Origin of the sequence: Streptomyces sp. NBC_01334 (assembly GCF_035983595.1) — a bacterium.
Classification (GTDB): Bacteria; Actinomycetota; Actinomycetes; order Streptomycetales; family Streptomycetaceae; genus Streptomyces; species Streptomyces coriariae.
On the sequence record NZ_CP130718.1, the window covers coordinates 4,690,921 to 4,713,639 of the forward strand.

The 22,719-nt window shown below is 71.4% G+C and carries 23 protein-coding genes; 15 read left to right on the forward strand and 8 right to left on the reverse strand.

The window, feature by feature from the left end:
* Window positions 1–125 precede the first annotated feature (125 nt).
* Entirely contained in the window at window positions 126–968 is an 843-nt protein-coding gene (locus OG736_RS20940; protein WP_327183807.1) for an anti-sigma factor family protein, read from the reverse strand.
* Window positions 969–1,035: 67 nt separating this feature from the next.
* A complete protein-coding gene (locus tag OG736_RS20945) occupies window positions 1,036–1,587 on the reverse strand; it encodes an RNA polymerase sigma factor (protein WP_142264985.1) in 552 nt (183 codons plus the stop codon).
* A 121-nt stretch (window positions 1,588–1,708) separates the two neighbouring features.
* Between OG736_RS20945 and OG736_RS20950 the strand changes: the two genes are divergently transcribed.
* From OG736_RS20950 to pstB, 11 genes are all read left to right on the forward strand, one after another.
* A complete protein-coding gene (locus tag OG736_RS20950; protein ID WP_327183808.1) occupies window positions 1,709–2,203 on the forward strand; it encodes a GntR family transcriptional regulator in 495 nt (164 codons plus the stop codon).
* Window positions 2,200–3,141: an ABC transporter ATP-binding protein gene (locus OG736_RS20955; protein ID WP_327183809.1), complete on the forward strand. Its 942-nt coding sequence runs from the start codon at window positions 2,200–2,202 to the stop codon at window positions 3,139–3,141. Before OG736_RS20950 ends, OG736_RS20955 begins: the two co-directional genes overlap by 4 nt.
* Entirely contained in the window at window positions 3,138–4,166 is a 1,029-nt protein-coding gene (locus OG736_RS20960) for an ABC-2 membrane transporter-related protein (RefSeq protein ID WP_327183810.1), read from the forward strand. Before OG736_RS20955 ends, OG736_RS20960 begins: the two co-directional genes overlap by 4 nt.
* On the forward strand, window positions 4,163–5,188 hold the full coding sequence (locus OG736_RS20965) for an ABC-2 membrane transporter-related protein (protein ID WP_327183811.1): 1,026 nt from the start codon (window positions 4,163–4,165) through the stop codon (window positions 5,186–5,188). Before OG736_RS20960 ends, OG736_RS20965 begins: the two co-directional genes overlap by 4 nt.
* Before the next feature lie 178 nt (window positions 5,189–5,366).
* Window positions 5,367–7,724 carry an RNA degradosome polyphosphate kinase gene (locus tag OG736_RS20970; protein ID WP_327183812.1) on the forward strand — a complete coding sequence of 786 codons (2,358 nt, stop codon included), beginning with the start codon at window positions 5,367–5,369 and terminating at the stop codon, window positions 7,722–7,724.
* Entirely contained in the window at window positions 7,705–8,817 is a 1,113-nt protein-coding gene (locus OG736_RS20975; protein ID WP_327183813.1) for a CHAD domain-containing protein, read from the forward strand. Before OG736_RS20970 ends, OG736_RS20975 begins: the two co-directional genes overlap by 20 nt.
* Before the next feature lie 22 nt (window positions 8,818–8,839).
* Window positions 8,840–9,271 carry an NUDIX hydrolase gene (locus OG736_RS20980; protein ID WP_327183814.1) on the forward strand — a complete coding sequence of 144 codons (432 nt, stop codon included), beginning with the start codon at window positions 8,840–8,842 and terminating at the stop codon, window positions 9,269–9,271.
* Between the two features lie 257 nt (window positions 9,272–9,528).
* Window positions 9,529–10,656 (forward strand): phosphate ABC transporter substrate-binding protein PstS, encoded by a 1,128-nt coding sequence (gene pstS, locus OG736_RS20985; protein WP_327183815.1) that lies wholly within the window; start codon window positions 9,529–9,531, stop codon window positions 10,654–10,656.
* 142 nt (window positions 10,657–10,798) lie between these two features.
* Window positions 10,799–11,818 (forward strand): phosphate ABC transporter permease subunit PstC, encoded by a 1,020-nt coding sequence (pstC, locus tag OG736_RS20990; protein ID WP_327183816.1) that lies wholly within the window; start codon window positions 10,799–10,801, stop codon window positions 11,816–11,818.
* Window positions 11,815–12,879, forward strand: a complete 1,065-nt coding sequence (gene pstA / locus OG736_RS20995) for a phosphate ABC transporter permease PstA (RefSeq protein WP_327183817.1) — start codon at window positions 11,815–11,817, stop codon at window positions 12,877–12,879. Before pstC ends, pstA begins: the two co-directional genes overlap by 4 nt.
* Window positions 12,880–12,946: 67 nt before the next feature.
* Window positions 12,947–13,723 carry a phosphate ABC transporter ATP-binding protein PstB gene (gene pstB, locus OG736_RS21000; protein WP_327183818.1) on the forward strand — a complete coding sequence of 259 codons (777 nt, stop codon included), beginning with the start codon at window positions 12,947–12,949 and terminating at the stop codon, window positions 13,721–13,723.
* 476 nt (window positions 13,724–14,199) lie between these two features.
* Here pstB and OG736_RS21005 read toward each other — a convergent pair whose 3' ends face one another.
* Together OG736_RS21005 and OG736_RS21010 are read right to left on the reverse strand one after the other, a co-directional pair.
* A complete protein-coding gene (locus tag OG736_RS21005; protein ID WP_327183819.1) occupies window positions 14,200–15,198 on the reverse strand; it encodes an inorganic phosphate transporter in 999 nt (332 codons plus the stop codon).
* A gap of 7 nt (window positions 15,199–15,205) precedes the next feature.
* Window positions 15,206–15,826, reverse strand: coding sequence for a DUF47 domain-containing protein (locus OG736_RS21010; RefSeq protein WP_057579445.1), 621 nt, complete (start codon window positions 15,824–15,826; stop codon window positions 15,206–15,208).
* 230 nt (window positions 15,827–16,056) lie between these two features.
* Between OG736_RS21010 and OG736_RS21015 the strand changes: the two genes are divergently transcribed.
* Window positions 16,057–16,407: a metal-sensitive transcriptional regulator gene (locus OG736_RS21015; RefSeq protein WP_327183820.1), complete on the forward strand. Its 351-nt coding sequence runs from the start codon at window positions 16,057–16,059 to the stop codon at window positions 16,405–16,407.
* Here OG736_RS21015 and OG736_RS21020 read toward each other — a convergent pair whose 3' ends face one another.
* Both OG736_RS21020 and OG736_RS21025 read right to left on the reverse strand, forming a co-directional pair.
* Complete coding sequence (locus OG736_RS21020) at window positions 16,408–16,686, reverse strand: hypothetical protein (RefSeq protein WP_327187886.1); 279 nt, start codon at window positions 16,684–16,686, stop codon at window positions 16,408–16,410.
* A 151-nt stretch (window positions 16,687–16,837) separates the two neighbouring features.
* Window positions 16,838–17,674, reverse strand: a complete 837-nt coding sequence (locus OG736_RS21025) for an SCO4651 family lipoprotein (RefSeq protein WP_327183821.1) — start codon at window positions 17,672–17,674, stop codon at window positions 16,838–16,840.
* 142 nt (window positions 17,675–17,816) lie between these two features.
* On the opposite strand from OG736_RS21025, the gene OG736_RS21030 reads away from it, so the two are divergent.
* The gene (locus tag OG736_RS21030; RefSeq protein ID WP_327183822.1) at window positions 17,817–17,987 is read left to right on the forward strand and encodes a hypothetical protein; all 171 of its coding nucleotides are present in this window, start codon (window positions 17,817–17,819) and stop codon (window positions 17,985–17,987) included.
* Window positions 17,988–18,164: 177 nt separating this feature from the next.
* Window positions 18,165–19,721: an FAD-binding oxidoreductase gene (locus OG736_RS21035; protein WP_327183823.1), complete on the forward strand. Its 1,557-nt coding sequence runs from the start codon at window positions 18,165–18,167 to the stop codon at window positions 19,719–19,721.
* 6 nt (window positions 19,722–19,727) lie between these two features.
* On the opposite strand, the gene OG736_RS21040 is transcribed toward OG736_RS21035, so the two are convergent.
* Together OG736_RS21040 and OG736_RS21045 are read right to left on the reverse strand one after the other, a co-directional pair.
* Window positions 19,728–20,438, reverse strand: coding sequence for a phosphatase PAP2 family protein (locus OG736_RS21040; protein ID WP_327183824.1), 711 nt, complete (start codon window positions 20,436–20,438; stop codon window positions 19,728–19,730).
* A 167-nt stretch (window positions 20,439–20,605) separates the two neighbouring features.
* Window positions 20,606–21,613 (reverse strand): C40 family peptidase, encoded by a 1,008-nt coding sequence (locus tag OG736_RS21045; protein WP_327183825.1) that lies wholly within the window; start codon window positions 21,611–21,613, stop codon window positions 20,606–20,608.
* Between the two features lie 365 nt (window positions 21,614–21,978).
* On the opposite strand from OG736_RS21045, the gene OG736_RS21050 reads away from it, so the two are divergent.
* Window positions 21,979–22,719, forward strand: coding sequence for a carbonic anhydrase (locus OG736_RS21050; protein WP_442817057.1), 741 nt, complete (start codon window positions 21,979–21,981; stop codon window positions 22,717–22,719).

Sequence of the window (22,719 nt, forward strand, 5' to 3'; positions counted from 1 at the left end):
GGAGGCGGATGGCCGCGTCACCCGGTGGCGCCGCCCGGGAAGGCCACCCAGCAGGCGGCGGCGCAACGCCGGGAGGCGGGCGGGCCTGGAGACCGGGGCGAGGGCCGCATGGGCGGCTGGCCGCGTCACCCGGTGCCGCCGTCCGGGAAGCCGCCCAGCGGGCGGGCGTCGAAGCGGTCACGGGCCTGGTAGAGCAGGAGAGCGGCGAGGGCCGCCACGGCCGCCGCGGCCGACTGGCCGGCCGCCGTGAACGGGGCGAGCGTGTCGTGGGCGTGCACCTGGCTCTTCGCCACCACCAGCAGCGACACCCACGCGCCGCCGACCAGGGCGGGCGCGACGACCGGGCCCAGCCGGGCGGTCAGCGCGAGTCCCGTCGCGGTGAGGGCGAGCGCGGGCAGCAGCCAGGCCAGGGCCAGCAGCCCGTACCCCGGCAGCGCCAGCGTCGCCAGGCCGTTGAACGCCAGGCCCGCGGTGAGCACCGCGACCGTGCGGATCATCAGCAGCCGGAAGCCGTGCAGCGGGGCGACGACGGCCATCTCGTACGTCGGGTCCAGGGACGGGCCGTACGAGAGGGCGACCCCGGCGAGCGGAAGCAGCGGGGCGAGCGCGAGGAACAGCGCGGGCTGGTCCGCCATTCGCACCGCCAGCACCGTCGCGACCATCAGGAACAGCACCGACAGGAGCCAGGAGCGGCGCAGCACCGGCGTCGCCGTCAGCAGCCGCGCGGTGTGGTCGGCCACGCCGAGCCGCACCAGCAGCCGCTCGAGCAGGCCCTGCCGCGGCGCGTCCAGCTCGGCGTCCAGCCGCTCCCAGCCGGCGTCCAGCGCGACGGGGTCGGTGGTCTCCGCGAGCCGGGCCCGGCACTGCGCGCACCCGGTGAGGTGGGTGTCGGCGGACCACAGCAGCGGCGGCGCCAACTCGCCGTGCGCGTACGCCCGCAGGTCTTCTTCAGCCACATGCCACGTCATGCCACGACCTCCCTCGACTGTCCGTCGCCCACGCGTCCGCGCAGGTCCGTTCCGCACATGTGCCGCCTCATGCCAGCGCCTCCCGCAGTTGCTTGCGGGCACGCTGGGCCCGCGTCTTGACGGTGCCGGGCGGGATGCCGAGCAGAACGGCCGCCTCCCGGGTGGTGAGCCCGTCGATGACGGTCGCCTGGAGGACGGCCCGCAGCTCCGGCGAGAGGCGGGTGAGGGCCCCGGCGAGGTCCCCGTGCTCCACCCCCGCGAGCACGCGTTCCTCCGCCGAGGCCTCGTCGCGGTGGCGCAGCCGGTACAGCGCCTGGCGCAGCCGGCCGCGCGCCCCGTCCCCGCGCACGGCGTCGACGAGCCGCCGCGAGCCGATGCGCCACAGCCAGCCGGCGGCGTCGTCGGAGTAGCCCTCCTGGCGGTGGCGGGCGGTGCCGCGCCACACCGCGAGGAAGGTCTCCTGCACGACGTCGTCGACTGTCCCGGCGTCCGCGCAGCGGCCGCGCAGGCGTGCGGTCAGCCAGGGCGCGTACCGCCGGTACAGCTCCTCGAAGGCGTGACGGTCCCGGTCTGCCGCGATGGCCCGCAGCAGCTCCCCGTCGCTTCTCGTTTCGCTCACATCCCCTCATCGGACGGGCCCCGCCCATCGGTTCACGGTTCGCCGCACGATTTTTTCTTGACTTCGAGCACCACCTTCTACCACCCTTTCACTACTCAATTAGTGAAAGGGTGGTTGTCCAGTGGTCGAATACCGCATCGACCGGCACAGCGGCGTGGCCACCTACGTCCAGATCGTCCAGCAGACGAAGCAGGCCCTGCGCCTGGGCGTGCTTCAGGCCGGCGACAAGCTGCCCACGGCCCGCGAGGTCGTCGAGGCGACAGCCATCAACCCGAACACCGTGCTGAAGGCGTACCGCGAGCTGGAGCGCGACGGGCTGGTGGAGGCCCGGCGCGGCGTCGGCACCTTCGTGCGGCGCGGGCTGAACACCACCCCGGCCGACTCGCCCCTGCGCGCGGAACTGGACGCCTGGGCCGTCCGGGCCCGGGAGGCCGCACTGGACCGCGACGACGTGGCCGCGCTCTTCACCGCCGTACTCGACGAGCACTTCGCCGTGCCGGACCCGAACAGCCGAACCGACCGGCACAGCCGCACCGACCGGCCCGACGGGCCCGACCGGCACAGCCGCACCGACACGCACGACCGGCACGACCTGAATCCTGGAGACCCTTCATGACCGACACCGCCATGGCGGCAACCGCGCTCGGCAAGCGCTTCGGCCGGCGCGGGGGCTGGGCGCTGCGCGACTGCACGTTCCGCCTCCCCGCCGGGCGCGTCTGTGCCGTCGTCGGCCCCAACGGCGCGGGCAAGTCCACGCTCCTCGCCCTCGCCGCGGGCCTGCTGGCCCCCACCGAGGGCAGGGTCACCGTCCTCGGCACGGACCCCGCGTCCGCACGCGCGCGTGTCGGTTACGTCGCCCAGGACAAGCCGCTGTACCCCCAGCTCACCGTCGCCGAGACGCTGCGCGTGGGCGCCGATCTCAACCCGGGGCGCTGGGACGCCGAGACCGCCGAGCGGATCGTCTCCGCGGGCGATCTCGAACCCAGGAAGAAGATCCGCTCCCTCTCCGGCGGCCAGCGCACCCGGGTCGCGCTCGCCCTGGCCCTCGGCAAGCGGCCCGAACTGCTCCTCCTCGACGAACCGATGGCCGACCTCGACCCGCTGGCCCGGCACGAGCTGATGGGCACCCTGATGGCACGGGCGGCGCAGTACGGCACGACGATCGTGATGTCGTCGCACGTCGTCGCCGAACTGGAGGACTCCTGCGACCACCTGCTGCTGGTCGGCGGCGGCCGGGTGCGCCTCGCCGGTGAGATCGACGACCTGCTCGCCGCCCACACGCGCGTGAGCACCGCCACGGGCTCCACCAGGCCCACCCCCGCGGACGGCTCCCCGGACAGCGCCCCGGACGCCCTGCCGGAACTGGCCCCGCACACGGTCGTCGAGTCCCGGGTCACCGGCCGTCAGCTCACCGCCCTGGTGCGCCCCGCGGGCCGGCTCCCCGACGACTGGCGCACCTCGACGCCCTCCCTGGAGGAGCTCGTGCTCGCCTATCTGCGCAACCCGCAGGCCGCCCCGCTCACCCCGGCCGAGCCCGAGGAGGCCGCCGTATGACCGCACTCGCCCCGCCGCCGGCCGCCTCGGAGACCAGGACCGCCCCCGGAGCGGGCTGGCTGCTCCGCCTGCACCGGCCCGCCCTGTACATCTGGATCGGCGTCGTCGCCGTCCTCGCCCTCGGCCTGGTGTGGCTGTGGGGTCCGCTGACCGACTCGTCGGTCGCGGCCTGGCGGCAGTACCGGGAAGCCTGCGACGACTTCCGCTCCGCCTGCCACTACGACCAGGACTCGATCGTCCGCTACAAGAGCGTGTACATGTACACGACCGGCGCGCTGACCGCGCTCCCCTTCGTCGTCGCCGCCTGGGCGGGCGCCGCCCTGTTCGGCCGCGAGCTGGAGCACGGCACCGCGCAGCTCGCCTGGACGCAGGGCCTGTCCCCGGTCCGCTGGCTGGCCACCAAGCTGATCGTGCCCACGGTCCTGGTCACGGCGGGCACCGGCCTGCTGGTCACGCTGCACCGCCTGATGTGGTCGGCGGGCGACGGCCGTATCGACACCGCGAAGAGCTGGTACGACAACCTCACCCTGCACACCAACGGCCCCACCACGGTCGCCTTCGCCCTGACCGGCCTGGCCGGCGGCGCCCTCGGGGGTGTGCTGCTGCGCCGTACGCTGCCCGCGCTGACGCTCGCCCTCACCTGCGTCGCCGCCACCCGGTTCCTGGCCGACCAGCTCATGCCGCACCTGTGGCCGGCCGTCACCCGCGTCACCAGCCTCGCCGACGGCTACCAGGGCTCGGGCCTCGGCGTCGACTCGGGCCTGGTCACCGCCACCGGCGCGCACATCGCCGACCCCGGCTGCGGGGCGACCTCCGTCTCCCCCGGCTGCGCGACGGTGTACGCCGATCTCGACGCCACCGGCTTCTACACGAGCTACCACCCCGAGTCCCACTACTGGCCGCTCCAGCTGACCACGACCGCCCTCGTGCTGGCCGTGGCCGCCGCCCTCGCCGTCGCCGCGTTCGTCCTGCTCAGGCGCTCGACCGCCACTCCGACGCGCGTCGGCACGAAGGCCGCCGTATGACCGCCGTCGCCCCCGAGGCGCCGGCGTCCCCCGGACCGGCCCGCCGCAGCGGCATGAACGGCCGTACCGCCTGGGGCACCCTCCGCACCGTGCTGCGCCTGCACCGCACCGCCCTCCTCGTCTGGGCGGCTGTCGTCCTGGCCCTTAGCGGCTGGCTGGTGTGGCTCAACGAGGTCGCCGTCAAGGACGAGCTCGCGGAGTGGGAGGCCTGCGAGCGGGCGAACCAGGACCTGTGCGACATGGCGATCGGCTGGGTCGGTTACAGCGAGTCGCTCGGCTGGGTCGGCCTGCTGATCTCCTACAGCTTCCTCGCCGTGGCCGCCTTCGCGGGCGGCGCGCTGATCGGCCGCGAGCTGGAGAACGGCACCGCGCGCCTCGCCTGGGCCCAGGGCATCACCCCAGCCCGCTGGCTCACCGCCAAGCTCGCCGTCCCCGCGCTCGCCCTGACCGCCGGCGCCACTGTGCTGGTCCTGGTGTACCGCTGGGCCTGGGGCGCCCACCGGAACCTGACGTACAACGGGTGGATGGGCGACGACGCGTACCTCTCACGCGGCCCGGCCGGCCTCGCGTACGCCCTGTGCGCGCTCGCCGTCGGCGTGCTCACCGCGCTCCTGCTGCGCCGCGCGCTGCCCGCACTGGCCGTCTCCGTCGCCGCGAACGGGCTGCTCGCCTTCGTCGTGGCGCAGTACCGCGGCTCCTTCTGGCCCGCCGTCACCCGCACCTCCGCGGCGGACGGGGTCGACCTCCCGGACAACGCCTGGGAGCTGGAGAGCGGAGCGCTGATCCACGGACGGCGTACCCCAGACGTCGACTACTGGGCCTGCGACGGCACGCCCGCCGAAGCACGGCGCTGCCTCGACGACCTGGGCGTCACCGGCTACTACACGACCTACCACCCCGAGTCGCACTACTGGCCGCTCCAACTCGTGGAGACCGGCGTCGTCCTGACCCTCGCCGCCCTCGCCACCGCCGCCGCGTTCCTCCTCCTGAGCCGCCGCACGGCCACCGCCGCCACGGCCTGATCCCGCCCCTGATCCCGGCGTGTGCGGGTCCCTCCACGGGGGGAGGGACCCACACACCCCGCAGCACGCGCCCGCACACCGCCGCTCCAGGACATCGACCCCCGCGAGCCGCCCCCCGATATCCCGCACGCCATGTCGCCGTAACCATCGGTTCAGACGACCTTGCGACGCTCGGCGAATGAAGCCCGCCGTGCCCGAGCCTTCGCCGCCTCCCGGGGGAAATCAGCCCCACGGAGGTCCCCACGCGATCCCGCCCGCACGTTCCGACGCGCCTGTCACGCTCCTGGCGCGGAAGAATGGGTCCATGAGCCAGTCAGACGCCCAGGCCGAGGTCCAGCACGCGCAGCCCTCCGTGGGCTCCATAGCCGCGCACCGCCCGCACACCGTCTCCGCCGTGGTCTCCGATCTCGAGCCCGACATCGACGCCGACCTCGACACGTACGAGGAGGCGCCGTACGACGGCCCACAGCTGCCCCAGGGCCGCTTCCTCGACCGGGAGCGCAGCTGGCTCGCGTTCAACGAACGCGTTCTGGAACTCGCCGAGGACCCGAACACGCCCCTCCTCGAGCGGGCCAACTTCCTCGCCATCTTCGCCAGCAACCTGGACGAGTTCTTCATGGTCCGGGTGGCCGGTCTGAAGCGCCGTATCGCCACCGGGGTCGCCACCCGTTCGGCCTCCGGTCTCCAGCCGCGCGAGGTGCTGGAGATGATCTGGGCCCGCTCGCGCGAGCTCATGGCCCGGCACGCCGCGACCTATCACGAGGACATCGCCCCCGCCCTCGCGGAGGAGGGCATCCACCTGGTCCGCTGGGGCGAGCTGACGGAGAAGGAGCAGGCGCGCCTGTTCACGCTCTTCCGGCACCAGATCTTCCCGGTGCTGACCCCGCTCGCCGTCGACCCCGCGCACCCCTTCCCGTACATCTCGGGTCTCTCGCTCAACCTCGCGGTCGTCGTACGCAACCCGGTCAGCGGCCACAAGCACTTCGCGCGCGTCAAGGTGCCGCCGCTGCTGTCCCGCTTCCTGGAGAGCTCCCCCGGCCGGTACGTCCCCATCGAGGACATCATCGGCGCCCACCTGGAGGAGCTCTTCCCGGGCATGGAGGTCCTGGAGCACCACGCCTTCCGGCTCACCCGCAACGAGGACCTCGAGGTCGAGGAGGACGACGCCGAGAACCTCCTCCAGGCCCTGGAGAAGGAGCTCATGCGGCGCCGCTTCGGGCCGCCGGTGCGCCTGGAGGTCGAGGAGTCCATCGACCGCGAGGTGCTCGACCTGCTGGTGCGCGAGCTGAAGATCAGCGAGGCCGAGGTCTACCCGCTGCCGGGCCCGCTCGACCTCACCGGCCTCTTCCGCATCAGCGGCCTCGACCGGCCCGAGCTGAAGTACAAGAAGTTCATCGCCGGCACCCACCGCGACCTCGCCGAGGTCGAGTCGGCGTCCCCGCCGGACATCTTCGCGGCCCTGCGCAGCCGGGACGTCCTGCTGCACCACCCGTACGACTCCTTCTCGACGTCCGTGCAGGCCTTCCTGGAGCAGGCGGCGCTGGACCCGGACGTCCTCGCCATCAAGCAGACCCTGTACCGGACCTCGGGCGACTCCCCGATAGTCGACGCGCTCATCGAGGCCGCCGAGTCCGGCAAGCAGGTCCTCGTCCTGGTCGAGATCAAGGCCCGCTTCGACGAGCACGCCAACATCAAGTGGGCGCGCAAGCTGGAGGAGGCCGGCTGCCACGTCGTCTACGGCCTCGTCGGCCTGAAGACGCACTGCAAGCTGTCGCTGGTGGTCCGTCAGGAAGGCGACACACTGCGGCGCTACTGCCACGTCGGCACCGGCAACTACCACCCGAAGACGGCCCGGCTCTACGAGGACCTCGGCCTGCTCACCGCCGACCCTCAGGTCGGCGCGGACCTCTCCGACCTCTTCAACCGGCTCTCCGGCTACTCCCGCCGCGAGACCTACCGCCGTCTCCTCGTCGCCCCCAAGTCCCTGCGGGACGGTCTGATCGCCCGCATCGACAAGGAGATCCAGCACCACCGCGCGGGACGGCCCGCGCACGTCCGCATCAAGGTCAACTCGATCGTCGACGAGGCCCTCATCGACTCCCTCTACCGCGCGTCCCAGGCGGGCGTGCAGGTCGACGTGTGGGTACGCGGCATCTGCGCGGTGCGCCCGGGCGTGCCGGGCCTGTCGGACAACATCCGGGTCCGCTCCATCCTCGGCCGGTTCCTGGAGCACTCGCGGGTCTTCGGGTTCGGCAACGGCGGGGAGCCCGAGGTGTGGATCGGCAGCGCCGACATGATGCACCGCAACCTCGACCGCCGTATCGAGGCCCTGGTCAGGGTGACCGACCCGGCCCACCGGGCGTCCCTGAACCGGTTCCTGGAAACGGGCATGTCCGACTCCACCGCCTCCTGGCACCTCGGCCCCGACGGCGAGTGGATCCGGCACTCGCACGACGCGGACGGCGCGCCCCTGCGCAACGTCCAGGAGATGCTCATAGACGCCCGGAGGCGCCGGCGTGGCACAGCGACACCATGACCTGACGGACCCCACGGCCGGGCCCGTGTCCACCGGGGACGCCCTCGCGGGCTATCTCCGGGGCCAGGCCACGGAGTTCCTCCGCGCGCTGCGCCTGCACCGGGAGACGGGCGGCGCCGTGTCGAACGGCTCGTCGGGCGCCTCGACGGGCGGTCCGGCGAGCGCGGAGGTGCGCGTCGACGCGGTGCGCGCCCTGCGCCGCTCGGCCCGTCGGATCAGCGGCAGCCTGCACACCTTCCGTCCGCTCCTCGAGCCCGAGTGGTCGGAGGGGATCCGCCCCGAACTGGCCTGGCTGTCCGGCACGTTGGCCCTGGAGCACGCGTACGGGGCCCGCCTGGAGCGGCTGCTGCTGGCGCTGAACCGGCTGTCGGGCGCGGCGCCGGTACCCAGCCAACTGGCCGGCGCGGCGGGCTCGGCGGGCCCGGACCCGGCCGACCGGGCCACCGCCCACCCGGCGACCCCGGACCGCGGCAACCTCACCGTGGGCGCGGCGAAGGCGGGCGCCCTCCTGGACCGCCAGCTCACCCTCGCCCGCACCCGGGCCCACTCCACCGCCCTCCAGGCCCTCGGCTCCTCCCGCTTCCACGCCGTCGCGGACAAGCTCGCCGTCCTCGCCAGCGAGGTCCCGCTCACCCCCACCGCCCCCGCCACCGACCTGCGCCCCCTGGCCGGCGCGGCCGAGGAGCGCCTCGCCGACGCGGTCACCGCGCTGCCGCTCGTCACCGCGGGCAGCCCCTACAACGCGGAGGCCCTGATCCACGGCCTCTCCCCGGACCCGGCTCCGCACCCGCAGGACGCGCCCTGGCACCAGGTCCGCCTGCTGCTGCGGCTGCACCGCTACGCCTGCGAGGTCGTGCACGGCCGGAGCACCCCGCTGGACGTCCGTCTGCTCGCGGCGGGCGAGGCGCTCGACCGGCACCGCGACGCCTCGGAGGCGTCCTCCGCCGCGGCCCAGGCGGCCCGCACCCCCCGGATCGCGCCGGCGACGGCGTACGCGCTCGGCGTGCTGCACGCGGACCAGCGGCATGAGGTGGAGGCCGCGCGGTACGCGTTCCAGCGGTCGTGGCAGAAGCAGACCATCGGCGCACCCTGACCGGACAGGTGGTGAGGACCAGGTGAGCACTGCGGACAACCCCGACGGCTTCCCCGTCCAGGCGGCGGGCTGCGTGCTGTGGCGCCGCTCACCGGCGGACGGCGGGCTGGAGCTCTGTCTCGTCCACCGCCCCAAGTACGACGACTGGTCGCACCCCAAGGGCAAGCTGAAACGTGACGAGGACCCGCTCGCGGCGGCCCTGCGGGAGGTCCACGAGGAGACGGGCTACCGGGCGGCGCCCGGGACCCGGCTGCCGACCGTGGACTACGAGGCGAACGGCCGCCCCAAGCAGGTCCGCTACTGGGCGGCCGAGGCCGTGTCGGGCACGTTCTCCCCGAACGACGAGGTGGACCGCCTCCTCTGGCTCCCTCCGCCGGCCGCCCGGGACCGGCTCACCCAGCCGAGGGACCGCACCCTCGTGGACGCCCTGCTGCACGTCCTGCACCTGGCATAACGGGTGGGCGGAACCGGCCGGCCGCCGGAATCGCCTCGTGTCCTCGACGTGAGCGTTCCGTGACCTAACCGCACCGTCCCCAGGGGTTCACCCCCCGTTCACTCGCGCCCGTAGGCGCCTTCACCTGTTCTGCCTAATTTCGGCCTTACGCGGTGCGGTGCGCGACCCCGGTGGTCGCGTCCGTACCGAGCAGACTTCTGCATACTCCGCACGCCGCCGGAATTCAGGACGGCGGCTCCTGGAAGGATCTTCCTCAAGTGAAGCTTCAGCGCATGAACCGGCGGGCTCTCTCCCTCGGTGCTCTCGCCGTCTCCGGCGCCCTGGCCCTCACGGCGTGCGGCTCCGACGACACCGGCTCCAGCAGCGGCAGCAGCTCCTCCGCCACGGCGGCCGCCGGTTCCATCAAGTGTGACGACGCCAAGGGCCAGCTGCTGGCCGACGGCTCCTCCGCGCAGAAGAACGCGATCGACGCGTGGGTCAAGAACTTCACCCAGGCCTGCTCGGGCGTCCAGGTGAACTACAAGGGCTCCGGCTCCGGCGCCGGTGTCACCGCGTTCACGCAGGGCCAGGTCGCCTTCGCCGGCTCGGACTCCGCGCTCAAGCCCGAGGACGTCACCGCGTCCAAGGCGGTCTGCTCCGGCGGCCAGGGCATCGACCTGCCGATGGTGGCCGGTCCGATCGCCGTCGCCTACAACGTCTCGGGCGTGGACAACCTCGTCCTCGACGCCGCGACGATCGCCAAGATCTTCGACGGCAAGATCACCAACTGGAACGACGCCGCGATCGCCAAGCTCAACCCCGACGCGCAGCTGCCCGACCTGAAGATCCAGCCGTACCACCGCTCGGACGAGTCCGGCACCACGGACAACTTCACCAAGTACCTGATCGCCGCCACCCCGGACAACTGGAAGTACGAGGGCGGCAAGGCCTGGCAGGCCAAGGGCGGCCAGGCCGCGGCCGGCTCCTCCGGTGTCGCCCAGGGCGTCAAGCAGACCAACGGCGCGATCGGCTACATGGAGCTGTCGTACGCCAAGGACGGTCTGGGCACCGTCGCCGTCGACACGGGCGCCTCGGCCCCGGTCAAGGCCTCCTCCGACGGCGCCACCAAGGCCGTCGCCGCCGCGCAGGTCGTCGGCACCGGCAGCGACCTGTCGCTGAAGCTGGACTACAACACCAAGGCCGAGGGCGCCTACCCGCTCACCCTGGTCACCTACGAGATCGCCTGCGACAAGGGCAACAAGGCCGCCACCCTGCCGGCCACCAAGGCGTTCCTGCGCTACATCGCCAGCGAGGACGGCCAGGGCATCCTCTCCGGCATCGACTACGCGCCGATCCCCGACGCCATCATCACCAAGGTCCGCACCACCATCGAGGGCCTGAGCTGATCCCAGCGGTGCGGTCCGGCACCCGGGGAAACCCGGTCCGGACCGCACCCGTCCGGTGCACCGCCGCCAGGGGCCGCCCGTAACCCGGCCCCACCCGAGCCGCCCCCACACCCGCAGGCGGCTCCGCAGACCGGAGACCTCCATGGACATATCGACACAGAACACAGACACGGACGACACCCCTCCCCCTACCGCCCCGCCGGCCGTGACCGCCGAGCAGAAGCGTGCGGCGCGCGGTGCCACCCGACCCGGTGACCGGATCTTCCTGGCCCTGTCCCGCGGATCGGGCATCTTCCTGTTGGTGATCATGGCCGCGATCGCGGTCTTCCTCACCTACCGGGCGTACCTCGCCATCAGCAAGGACGACGCCAACTTCCTGACCACCTTCGAGTGGAACACCAGCCTCCTCCCGCCGAAGTTCGGCATCGCGGTCCTGGCCTTCGGCACGGTGGTCTCGTCGATCATCGCGATGGTCATCGCGGTCCCGATCGCCGTCGCGATCGCCCTCTTCATCACGCACTACGCCCCGCGCCGCATGAGCGGCCCCGTCGCGTACGTGATCGACCTGCTCGCCGCCGTCCCGTCCATCGTGTACGGCCTCTGGGGCGCCCTGGTCCTCGTACCGCACATGGACGGCCTGTTCGGCTGGCTGAACGACTACCTGGGCTGGACCGGCGTCTTCTCCTGGGACGACGGCGCCCCGCGCTCGATGCTCACGGTGGGCATCCTGCTGGCCGTGATGATCCTCCCGGTCATCACCAACGTCAGCCGCGAGGTCTTCCGCCAGGTCCCGCAGATGCACGAGGAGGCGGCCCTGGCGCTGGGCGCCACCCGCTGGGAGGTCATCCGCATGTCGGTGATCCCCTTCGGCCGCTCCGGAGTCATCTCGGCCTCGATGCTCGGCCTCGGCCGCGCGCTGGGCGAGACGATGGCGGTGGCCACCGTCCTCTCCCCCGACTTCGACATCCACGCCAGCCTCCTCAACCCCGGCGGCGGCACCTTCGCCCAGAACATCGCCAGCAAGTTCAACGAGGCGACCGAGTTCGGCCGGGACGCGCTCATCGCCTCCGGTCTGGTCCTGTTCGTCATCACCCTGCTGGTCAACGGCGCGGCACGCATGATCATCGCCCGCCGCAGTGAGTACTCGGGGGCCAACGCATGAGCCACGCAGCAGCAGTAGCCGACAAGTCCCCGAGCACGCTCCAGGGCGCCAGCCTCCCGCGCTGGTCCCCCTGGGCCATCGCAGCCGGCTCGCTCGCCCTCGCGATCGTCATCGGCCTCGCCGGCAGCCTGGACAGCAAGGTCCAGTGGGGCCTGATCGCCGGCATCCTCTTCATCCTCGGCACCTTCGGCATCGCCGCGAAGGTGGAGGGCCGCCGCCAGGCGAAGGACCGGGTGGCGACGAGCCTGGTCTGGGTGGCGTTCCTCCTGGCCGTGGTCCCGCTGGTCTCCCTCCTGTGGACGACCATCCAGCGCGGCGTGAAGGTCCTGGACGTCTACTTCCTCACCCACTCGATGGGCGTGGTGGCGGACAGCGAGGCCGGCGGCGGTATCTACCACGCGATCCTCGGCAGCCTGGAGCAGGTGGGCCTGGCGACCGCGATCGGTGCCCCGATCGGCATCCTGACGGCGATCTACCTGGTGGAGTACGGCCGGGGCGGCCTGGCGAAGTCGGTCACGTTCTTCGTGGACGTCATGACCGGCATCCCGTCGATCGTCGCGGGCCTGTTCATCCTCAGCCTGATGCTGATGCTCGACATGCAGCCCTTCGGCTTCGCGGGCTCCCTCGCCCTGGCGATCCTGATGATGCCGGTCGTCGTACGCTCAACAGAGGAAATGCTGAAGCTGGTCCCGAACGAGCTGCGCGAGGCGTCCCTCGCCCTGGGCGTCCCGAAGTGGCGCACGATCCTGAAGGTGGTAGTCCCGACCTCGATCGGCGGCATCATCACGGGCGTGATGCTGGCGATCGCCCGTATCGCGGGCGAAACGGCGCCGGTACTCCTCCTCGTCTTCGGAAACCCGTTCATCAACGCCAACCCCTTCGAGGGTGCGCAGGCGTCGCTCCCGCTGTACATCTACCAGCAGTACTCACAGAGCGCGGGTTCGACAGCGGCCTACGACCGCGCCTGGGCGGCGTCGCTCACCCTGATCGCCTTCGTGATGATCCTCAACATGGTGGCCCGCGGCATCGCCCGCTGGAAGGCCCCGAAGACCGGTCGCTGAATCAGCGATCAGCGGCTACCGCCGCACGGGGCCCCCTCAGCGACTGACTGGAAGTGAAGTAGAAAAAATGGCGAAGCGAGTCGACGTAAGCGGTCTGACCGCCTACTACGGATCCCACAAGGCGATCGAGGACATCTCGATGACGGTCGAACCGCGCTCGGTGACGGCCTTCATCGGCCCCTCCGGCTGCGGCAAGTCGACGTTCCTGCGCACGCTGAACCGGATGCACGAGGTGACGTCGGGCGGCCGGGTCGAGGGCAAGGTGCTCCTGGACGACGAGGACCTGTACGCCTCGGGCGTGGACCCCGTCTCGGTCCGCCGCGAGGTCGGCATGGTCTTCCAGCGCCCGAACCCGTTCCCCACCATGTCGATCTTCGACAACGTGGCCGCGGGCCTGCGCCTGAACGGCAGCTACAAGAAGTCCGAACTGGCGGACGTCGTCGAGAAGTCCCTCAAGGGCGCCAACCTCTGGAACGAGGTCAAGGACCGTCTGAACAAGCCCGGCTCGGGCCTGTCCGGCGGCCAGCAGCAGCGGCTGTGCATCGCCCGCGCCATCGCCGTGGAACCGAAGGTCCTCCTGATGGACGAGCCCTGCTCGGCCCTGGACCCCATCTCCACCCTGGCGATCGAGGACCTGATCGGCGAACTCAAGGAACGCTTCACGATCGTCATCGTGACGCACAACATGCAGCAGGCGGCGCGCGTCTCGGACCGCACGGCCTTCTTCAACCTGTCCGCCGTCGGCCAGCCCGGCAAGCTGATCGAGATCGACGACACGGAGCGCATCTTCTCCAACCCGTCGGTCCAGGCAACAGAGGACTACATCTCGGGCCGCTTCGGCTGACCCGACCCTGCCTCCCCCGACCCCTCGCGGTGCTGCATGGCGGTGCCACCGCGAGGACGCAAAAGGGCCCGCCCTCCGATTCGGGGGGCGGGCCCACGCGTGTGCCTCCGGCGGCTGAGCCGGGGGGGTGGGGCGAAGCCCCGCCGGGGGGAACGGGAGCCCTCTCCCCACCGAGCCGGGCGGGCGGGCGAACACCCGGGGTACAGCCGGGCCGGGGCAGAGCCCCGCAGGGGTGCAGGGGACGCAGTCCCCGCAGGGGTGCAGGGGACGCAGTCCCCGCAGGGGTGCAGGGGCAGGGCCCCGTGACGGGAGCGCTCTCCCCACCGAGCCGGGCGGGCGGGCGAACACCCGGGCTTCAAGGGACCAGCCCCGCAGGGGTGCAGGGGACGCAGTCCCCGCAAGGGGTCCGGGGCAGGGCCCCGTGAGGGGGACCCTCTCCCCACCGAGCCGGGCGGGCGGGTGGGTGGGCAAGCCCCCTACAGGAACGCCACGTTCACAACCCAGAACGCGCAAGCAGCAACGAACCCCGCCGCCGGCATCGTGATGAACCACCCGAGAACAATGTTCTTGGCGACACCCCACCGCACGGCATTGATCCGCTTCGTCGCCCCGACACCCATGATCGCCGAAGTGATCACATGCGTGGTCGAGATCGGCGCCTTGAACAGAAACGCCGTCGTGAACATGATCGACGCCCCGGTCGTCTCCGCGGCGAACCCCTGCGGCGGATCAAGCTCGATGATCTTCCGCCCAAGAGTCCGCATGATGCGCCACCCACCCGCATACGTCCCCAGCGAAAGCATCACCGCACAAGCGATCTTCACCCACACCGGAATCGGATCGTCGGCCCCCTGCACATCGCCGATGACGAGCGCCATCACCACGATGCCCATCGTCTTCTGCGCGTCCTGGAGACCATGCCCCAGCGCCATACCCGCGGCAGAAACCGTCTGAGCGATCCGAAAGCCCCGCTTGGCCTTGTGCGGGTTGGACCGTCGAAACATCCACAGAATGGCCGTCATCACCAGATAACCGACGACAAGCCCCACCACCGGTGAGACGAACATCGGGATGACGACCTTGTCGAGGACGCCGGACCAGATGACATCCGTACCACCGGCGAGCGCCGCGCCCACCATGCCACCGAACAACGCGTGCGAGGACGACGAAGGCAGCCCGAAGTACCAGGTGACCAGGTTCCAGACGATCGCCCCGACCAGCGCGGCGAAGAGGATCCCCATCCCCTTGGACCCGTCGGGCGTCTCGATCAGCCCCTTGCTGACGGTGTGCGCGACACCACTCCCGAGGAACGCGCCGGCGAGGTTCATCACCGCCGCCATGGCCAGCGCCGCCCGAGGCGTCAGCGCCCGGGTCGAAACGGACGTGGCAATAGCGTTCGCGGAGTCGTGAAAACCGTTCGTGTAAGTGAATCCGAGCGCGACGCCGATGGTCACGATCAGAGCAAAGGTGTCCATTAAGGGCTCAGGACTCCTTGACCGCGATGGTCTCCACCGTGTTGGCCACGTGCTCGAAGGCGTCGGCGGCCTCCTCCAGCACATCCACGATCTGCTTCAGCTTGAGCACCTCGATGGCCTCGTACTTGCCGTTGAAGAGATGCGCGAGCAGCTTGCGGTGGATCTGGTCGGCCTGGTTCTCGAGCCGGTTGACCTCGATCCAGTACTCGGTCAGGTTCTCCATGGTCCGCAGGTTCGGCATGGCCTCGGCCGTCAGCTCGGCCGCCCGTGCCAGCACCTCGATCTGCTGCTCGACGCCCTTGGGCAGTTCCTCGACGTTGTAGAGGACGACCAGGTCGACGGCCTCCTCCATGAAGTCCATGATGTCGTCGAGGGAGGACGCGAGGTTGTAGATGTCCTCGCGGTCGAAGGGCGTGATGAACGAGGAGTTCAGCTGGTGGAAGATCGCATGGGTGGCGTCGTCACCTGCGTGTTCCGCGGCCCGCATACGCTCTGCGATCTCGGCCCGGCCGGCGGGGTCCGCCCCGAGCAGTTCCATCAGGAGTTTCGAGCCCGTGACGATGTTGTCCGCGGATGCGGCGAACATGTCGTAGAAGCTCGTCTCCCTGGGGGTCAGACGAAAGCGCACGTGGGGTCCTCAGGATGCATCGGTTTCGGTCAGGCTGATGCTAGGCGCATCATCCGGCCACGGCTAATGGGCCGTCCACCAGTGTCGCCCATCGGACAGAGCGACCGGGAGGGGGGCGACCGACCGGTGAGCGGCCGGCGAAGTCCCTGCTCGGGCCGTATACCCACGGAAGTTCGGTACGATATACCCAGTAGGGGTATATCTGCGGAGCGGGAGCGCTGGAGGACACGATGACGACCACCGAGGCCGGCGAGCCCACCGTGGAACCCGGCGTCGAAGCGGACCACGCTCCCGGGACGGTCCACGGCTACCACAAGCAGAAGGACGAGCACCTCAAACGCCTGCGTCGCATCGAGGGCCAGATCCGCGGTCTCCAGCGCATGGTCGACGAGGACACCTACTGCATCGACATACTCACCCAGGTGTCCGCCTCCACCAAGGCCCTGCAGGCGTTCGCGCTCCAGCTCCTGGAGGAACACCTGCGCCACTGCGTCGCCGACGCGGCGCTCCGGGGCGGCGACGAGATCGACGCGAAGGTGGAAGAGGCGACCAAGGCCATCGGCCGCCTGCTGCGCACCTGATCAGCGCCCCGCGCCAGGACCCGTCCCGGCCCCGGAAGCACGCCCGGTCGCGGAACCACGCCCGGTCCCGGAACCTCTCCCGAAGCCGGCACCGGCCGCCGCCCCGGGCTCACCCCCCGCCTGTTCCTCCCCCACCCGCAGCACCTGGTCGATGCTCTCGAGACTGAGCCGTTCCTCCCCGGCCGCCGAGGCGGCGATGATCAGCTCCCCGCACAGCTCGATCTCGGCGAGGGCCTCGTGGTCCTGAACTGCCGTACCGCCGCCCGGAGCCACGCGCATCACCTCGTCCCTGCCGTCACCGACTTCCTAGAGTAGGGAGCGCTATACACCGCGCGCATGGCACGGACGGGCTAGTCCTTGTGTCCACCCGGTGGCCGAAAATGCTCGCCCAGACCCGCCCGGCACGGGCTCATTCCGCACCGGCACAGGCTCATTCCTCCGCGATCCGCCCCGCGTAGATGTCGTCGTCGGCCGGCAGCCGCACCTCGACGGGCGCCCCGAAGTCGTACAACAGCGTCGTGGAGGCCACCGCGACGGCCTCCTTCTGCTGCCCGTTCACAAAGCTGAACCGGTGCCGGACCTTGCGGATGCGCCCCTCGTCGTCGAGGTAGACGTCGAACGGCACCCGCGCCGTGGCGAACCCCTTGGCCGCCGCGCGCAGCGCATCCCGACCGCCCGCCGAGGCGTCGTCGGCGGCCGCCGCCAGATCGGCGGTCCCGCGGTAGTGCCGCACCGCCGTCCCGGCCACCTCGGTCCTCCCCACGTACGTCGCCGTACGCGTCCCCCGCAGCACCTCGGCGGCGGCGAACGGATCGGTGGCCCCGCCGGTCACGAGGTTCCCGTCGGACAGGGTCGCCGTCTCCACCCGCACCCACTTGTCGTCCGGCACCCCGGCCCCCCGGTTCTTCATGAACAGGGCTCCGGGCGCGAGGAGTTCGGTGATCGGGCGGTGCTCACTGGTCCCGGCCGGATCCTGCGGCAGCATCACCTTCAGCTCACCGCGCTGCTTGCGGTAGTCGTACACACCCTGGCCCCGGATGGTCACCCGGGTCCCGCCGGTGGCCATCTCCATCGACGTACGGGCCTTCGAGGTGCCTGCCGCGACGAGGGTGTCGGCGGCCCGGTGCAAGGTCTCGACGGGGTCGGCCGCCCGGCCGTCCTCCGCGGCGGCCCCGCCTGCGGAACACCCGGCGGCGCCCGCACAGACCCCCGCCGCGAGCCCCGAAAGGACCATCGCACCCATCAGCCCGCGCCGACGCTCCGCCATGGCCTGTGCACCCCCAACCGGTACGTCCGTCACGGGCTTCCTGTCGTTCCGGTTAACGACGGGTAAGTGCCGCCGTCACGCCGGTCCGAAGGCCTGCGACCGCCATGCGGGTTTACCGCCGATCCTGGGTACCGTTGTCTTTGTGACGCAGCAGGACGGATCGACCCACCCCCGCACCGACGGGGAACACAGCACCACGACCGTCGAACAGGGCAGGTTCTGCCTCGCCCACTGCACCTGCGGCTGGCGCGGCCCGGCCCGCAGGGCGAGAAGCATGGCGAGAACGGACGGGGAGCTGCACACGGGCGGCTGACCGACCGCCACCTACCGGCCGACCGGCCGACACCGACCGGCCGACACCTACCGGCCGACCGGCTGACGTCACCGTTCCGTCACCGCCGGACCCCGCTGGAACCTGTGGTCTCATGACCCCGTCTCGCTCCGTGAAGGCGCATGCAGCCAACAGGCGGCCGAGGGAAGGCGCAAGAACATGGAACGGCGTACGTTCATCGCGGGCGGCACGGCCGCGGTCGCGGCGGCAGCGACCGCGTGCAAGGCGAACGGCGGCAGTGCGGACGGCTCCGCCCCGGCCACCGGGGGCAGCACCACGGCCCCCCTGACCACGACCAGCGTCGCCGCCCCCGCCAACTGGACCGCGCTCGCCCGCGACCTGGACGGCACCCTGGTCCGCCCCGGCGAGGCCTCCTGGGCCGCGGCCCGCCAGCTCTACAACACCCGCTTCGACGACCTCAAGCCGGCGGCGGTGGCGTACGTCGCCCACGCCGACGACATCCGCACGGTTCTGGCGTACGCCCGCGCCCACAGGATCAAGGCCGCGATCCGCAACGGCGGCCACTCCTACGGCGGCTGGTCCTCGGGCGACGGCCGGCTGATCGTCGACGTCTCCAAGCTGAACCGGGTCCGGGCGAGCGGCACTTCGGCCGTGGTCGGCGCGGGTTCGAAGCTGATCGACGTCTACCGGGCGCTCGCCGCGAAGGGGGTGACGATCCCGGCGGGCTCCTGTCCGACGGTCGGCGTCTCCGGCCTGGTACTGGGCGGCGGCCACGGCGTCGTCTCCCGTGCCTACGGCCTGACCTGCGACAGCCTCACCCGGGCCACGATCATCACCGCGGACGGCAAGCAGCTCACCGCCGACGCGACGACGAACAAGGACCTGTTCTGGGCCCTGCGCGGAGCCGGCAACGGCAACTTCGGCATCGTCACGGAGCTGGAGTTCAAGACCCACCCCGCACCTCAGGCGGTGACGGGCTACCTCACCTGGCCCTGGTCGAAGGCGGCCGCGGTGGTGAAGGCCTGGCAGGAGTGGGGCCCGTCCCAGCCGGACGAGATCTGGTCCTCCCTGCACCTGGCGAACGCGACCGGCGGCACCCCCACCATCTCCGTCGCCGCGTTCTGCATCGGCACGTACGGCCAGCTCCAGAACGCGGTGGACCGCCTCGCGGACCGGGTGGGCGCCCCCGCGACGAACGTCTCGCTCCGCCGTCGTACGTACGAGGCGGCGATGGAGATCTACGCCGGCTGCTCGTCGTTCTCCTCCGACGCCCAGTGCCATCTGCCGGGCTCGACGCCGGGCCGCTCCCCGCAGGGCGCGCTGGGCCGGGAGACGTACGCGGCCCGCTCCGACTTCTTCGACGTCTCGCTCTCGGCGGCGGGCATCCAGACCCTCCTGCAGCAGATGAAGTCCGTGCAGGGCGGCTCGGGCAGCATCGCCCTCACCGCGCTGGGCGGCGCGGTGAACCGGGTCTCGCCGACGGCCACGGCGTTCGTCCACCGCCGCTCGCGCATGCTGGCGCAGTACATCGGGGCGTGGCGGGCCGGCACGGCGGGGACGGCGGCCCAGTCCTGGCTGAACACGGCGCACAAGGCGATGGCCCCGTACGCCTCGGGCGCGGCCTACCAGAACTACGCGGACCCGACGCTCACGAACTGGCGCAAGGCGTACTACGGCGATGCGCTGCCGCGCCTGACCCAGCTGAAGAAGCAGTACGACCCGAACGGCTTCTTCAGCTACCCCCAGGCCCTCTGACGCGTCCTAGGCCGCGAGGTCCCGCTCCTCGGCGGCGACCTCGGGCCGCGCGCCGGGGATGAAGCCGTCCCGCTCTCCGACCCGGGCGGTCCGGCCACGCACGACCCATCCGACCCGGGGCGACCGGTCGACGGCCTTCAGCACCGGGGTGAGCAGCATGGAGGCGACGGGCGACAGCAACAGGGCCACCGCGGTCCCGAGCGCGAACCCGCCGACGACGTCCGTCGGATAGTGCACGCCCATGAAGATCCGGCAGAACCCTTCGAGCAGGGCGATCCCTATCCCGACGAGCCCGAACCGGCGGTGGGCGACGAACAGCCCGACGGCCATGGCCATCGTGAGGGTGGCGTGGTCGCTCACGAAGGAGTAGTCGGTCTTGCCGGAGACGAGCACCTCCAGCCCCTCGTGGTCGAGGAAGGGCCGGGGCCGTTCCACGAATCCCCGTATGGGGACGTTCACCAGTACGGCGATGCCGGCGGCGAGCGGCGCCCAGATCAGGGCGGCCACGGAGGACGCGGCCTCTTCGGCCCCGCCGGGCCTCCGCCGGACCCCCCACCAGCACCACACGATCAGCAGCACCATGGCGAGCAGCAGCCCGTACTCGCCCACGAACTCGACGGTCCGGTCGAGCCAGTGCGGAGCGTCCTTCGCGAGCCCGTTGATGTCATAGAGCAGGTCGACGTCGGGGTTCGACCCGGATTCGGCGAGTCCAGCCATGGTGCTGCGGCCCCTTCGTCGTGTTCTGCTCGGCACACCTCACATGCGCCCGTCCAACAGGAACGCACGGCCCCGGTTGATACGTTCCACTCTCCACTGAATGATCACTCAGACGTTATCGAAGAGAGATAGATCCCCGCAGCTCAGGGGCCGGGTGCGGGCATCCTTCAGACGGTCGTGGGGAGCGCTTTCGCGCCATCTTCGGTGACGCGGGTGGCCCCGAAGTACTCGGCCGTGTCGATGGGGTCGAACCGGATGACGGCCCCGGTGTACGGCGCGTTGATCATGTACCCGCCCCCCACGTAGATCCCCACGTGGTGGATGGCCCGCGAGTTGTTCGGGTCGGTGGAGAAGAACACCAGGTCCCCCGGCAGCAGCTCGCTCCGCTGCGGATGCGGCCCCGCGTTGTACTGGTCGTTGGCGACCCGCGGCAGCGTGATCCCGACGCTCTCGTAGGCGGCCTTGGACAGCCCGGAGCAGTCGAACCGTCCTCCCTGGTCAGCGGTACCGTTGCCACCCCAGAGATAGGGCGTGCCGAGCTTCTTCTGGGCGTAGTAGATGGCCCCCGCGGCCTGCTCGGACGGATCCACCCGACTGACCGGCGCGGCGAAGGACTCCGCCAGCGTCGTGATCGTCTTCACATAGTTCTGGGTCTCCTTGTACGGCGGCACGCCCCCGTACCTGATGACCGCGTAGGCACCCGCGTTGTACGAGGCGAGCATGTTGTGCGTGGCGTCCCCGGGGACGTCCTTCACGTACGAGGCGAGCTGGCAGTCGTAGGACGCGGCCGACGGAATCGCGTCATTCGGATCCCAGACGTCGCGGTCGCCGTCGCCGTCGCCGTCGATGCCGTGCGTGGCCCAGGTGCCCGGGATGAACTGCGCTATCCCCTGCGCGGCGGCGGCGCTCTGCGCCCTCGGGTTGAAGCCGCTCTCCTGGTAGAGCTGGGCGGCGAGCAGCGCGGGGCTGATGGCGGAGCACCGATTGCCCCACTTCTCCACGAGCGCCCGGTAGGCGGCGGGCACGGCGCCCTTGGCCAGTGCTCTGCCCGCACCGCCCACCCCGCTCGTGGCGCTCCCGCCGACGAGGTACACGCCGATGACGAGCGCCATCATGAAGGCGGCACCGGCACTGACGGCAGCGGTCGCCACGATCCATGCCTTACGCACCGTCAACCGCCCCTCGCCGCCCAGGAGTCCGCCCCCGACAGTGTAGAGGCGGCTCCCGTGTCGCGGGGTGATCACGAACAAGGAGAAACCGCACGTGGCGGCCCCGCGCCCCACGCGACACGTGCCCCACCCCCGACTCGCCTTTTGCGCAAGGGTGTTACGCGTCGAACGGGGCACCTCATCCGGTCAGGAGGGGGCGTCGGCCCGACTTCCCGCGAGTCACCGTCGGGGCACGTAGTGGCGTAGTCGCGTAAAGGGCGGCCATGGGACGGCTCAAGCGTCCACCATCGAACGGCCTCGGATTCCCCATCCATCGCCATGATCGGGCAACGCGGACACCGGACTTCGGGCTCGGACATACGTTCCACCCCGTGATCACCGAAGACACCTCCCCCACCACCGCCCGCCGCGCCCTGCTGCGCGGTGGCATGGCCGGGGCCGTGGCCCTGGGCGGCGCGGCCCTCGGCACCGTCCCCGCGTCCGCCGCCACGGCCACGCCCGGCACCGGTCCCCGCACCACACCGCGCCCCGGCACGGCCGAAGCGGCCCTGCGGGAACTGGTGGCCGGCAACCGCCGCTGGCGCACCTTCCGCGAGCGGCACCCGGACGAGACACCGGCCGTCCGGCGGAGCCTGACGGCTGGTCAGCAGCCCTTCGCCCTCGTCCTCGGCTGCATCGACTCCCGGGTGCCGCCCGAGCTGGTCTTCGACCAGGGGCTGGGCGATCTGATGACCGTCCGGAGCGCGGGCGAGGTCCTGGACGAGGCCGTGCTCGGCAGCGTCGCGTACGGCGTGCTCGAGCTGGACATACCCCTGGTCGTGGTCCTCGGCCACCAGTCGTGCGGCGCCGTGAAGGCGACCGTCCAGGCGGACCTCACCGGCACGGGTCTGCCCCGGCACATCCAGTACCTGGCCGACCAGATCACCCCGTACATCGACCGGACGAAGGAGGGCGACGCCCGCGTCGACTCGACCATCGACGCCAACATACGAGCCGTCCGCTCCCGCCTCGCCGCCGAACCCGATCTCGCGGCGAAGATCTCCGCCGGCGAGCTGGCCGTCGTCGGCGCGCGCTACGAGCTGACCACCCAGCTCGTCCACCGCATCGCGTGA

What these genes read in the sequence shown, in the direction of transcription:
- OG736_RS20940 (WP_327183807.1), bottom strand. Translation starts at nt 968, where the DNA reads ATGACGTGGCATGTGGCTGAAGAAGACCTGCGGGCGTACGCGCACGGC.
- OG736_RS20955 (WP_327183809.1), top strand. Translation starts at nt 2,200, where the DNA reads ATGACCGACACCGCCATGGCGGCAACCGCGCTCGGCAAGCGCTTCGGC.
- OG736_RS20960 (WP_327183810.1), top strand. Translation starts at nt 3,138, where the DNA reads ATGACCGCACTCGCCCCGCCGCCGGCCGCCTCGGAGACCAGGACCGCC.
- OG736_RS20965 (WP_327183811.1), top strand. Translation starts at nt 4,163, where the DNA reads ATGACCGCCGTCGCCCCCGAGGCGCCGGCGTCCCCCGGACCGGCCCGC.
- OG736_RS20970 (WP_327183812.1), top strand. Translation starts at nt 5,367, where the DNA reads ATGAAGCCCGCCGTGCCCGAGCCTTCGCCGCCTCCCGGGGGAAATCAG.
- pstC (WP_327183816.1), top strand. Translation starts at nt 10,799, where the DNA reads ATGGACATATCGACACAGAACACAGACACGGACGACACCCCTCCCCCT.
- pstA (WP_327183817.1), top strand. Translation starts at nt 11,815, where the DNA reads ATGAGCCACGCAGCAGCAGTAGCCGACAAGTCCCCGAGCACGCTCCAG.
- pstB (WP_327183818.1), top strand. Translation starts at nt 12,947, where the DNA reads ATGGCGAAGCGAGTCGACGTAAGCGGTCTGACCGCCTACTACGGATCC.
- OG736_RS21005 (WP_327183819.1), bottom strand. Translation starts at nt 15,198, where the DNA reads ATGGACACCTTTGCTCTGATCGTGACCATCGGCGTCGCGCTCGGATTC.
- OG736_RS21015 (WP_327183820.1), top strand. Translation starts at nt 16,057, where the DNA reads ATGACGACCACCGAGGCCGGCGAGCCCACCGTGGAACCCGGCGTCGAA.
- OG736_RS21020 (WP_327187886.1), bottom strand. Translation starts at nt 16,686, where the DNA reads ATGCGCGTGGCTCCGGGCGGCGGTACGGCAGTTCAGGACCACGAGGCC.
- OG736_RS21025 (WP_327183821.1), bottom strand. Translation starts at nt 17,674, where the DNA reads ATGGCGGAGCGTCGGCGCGGGCTGATGGGTGCGATGGTCCTTTCGGGG.
- OG736_RS21035 (WP_327183823.1), top strand. Translation starts at nt 18,165, where the DNA reads ATGGAACGGCGTACGTTCATCGCGGGCGGCACGGCCGCGGTCGCGGCG.
- OG736_RS21040 (WP_327183824.1), bottom strand. Translation starts at nt 20,438, where the DNA reads ATGGCTGGACTCGCCGAATCCGGGTCGAACCCCGACGTCGACCTGCTC.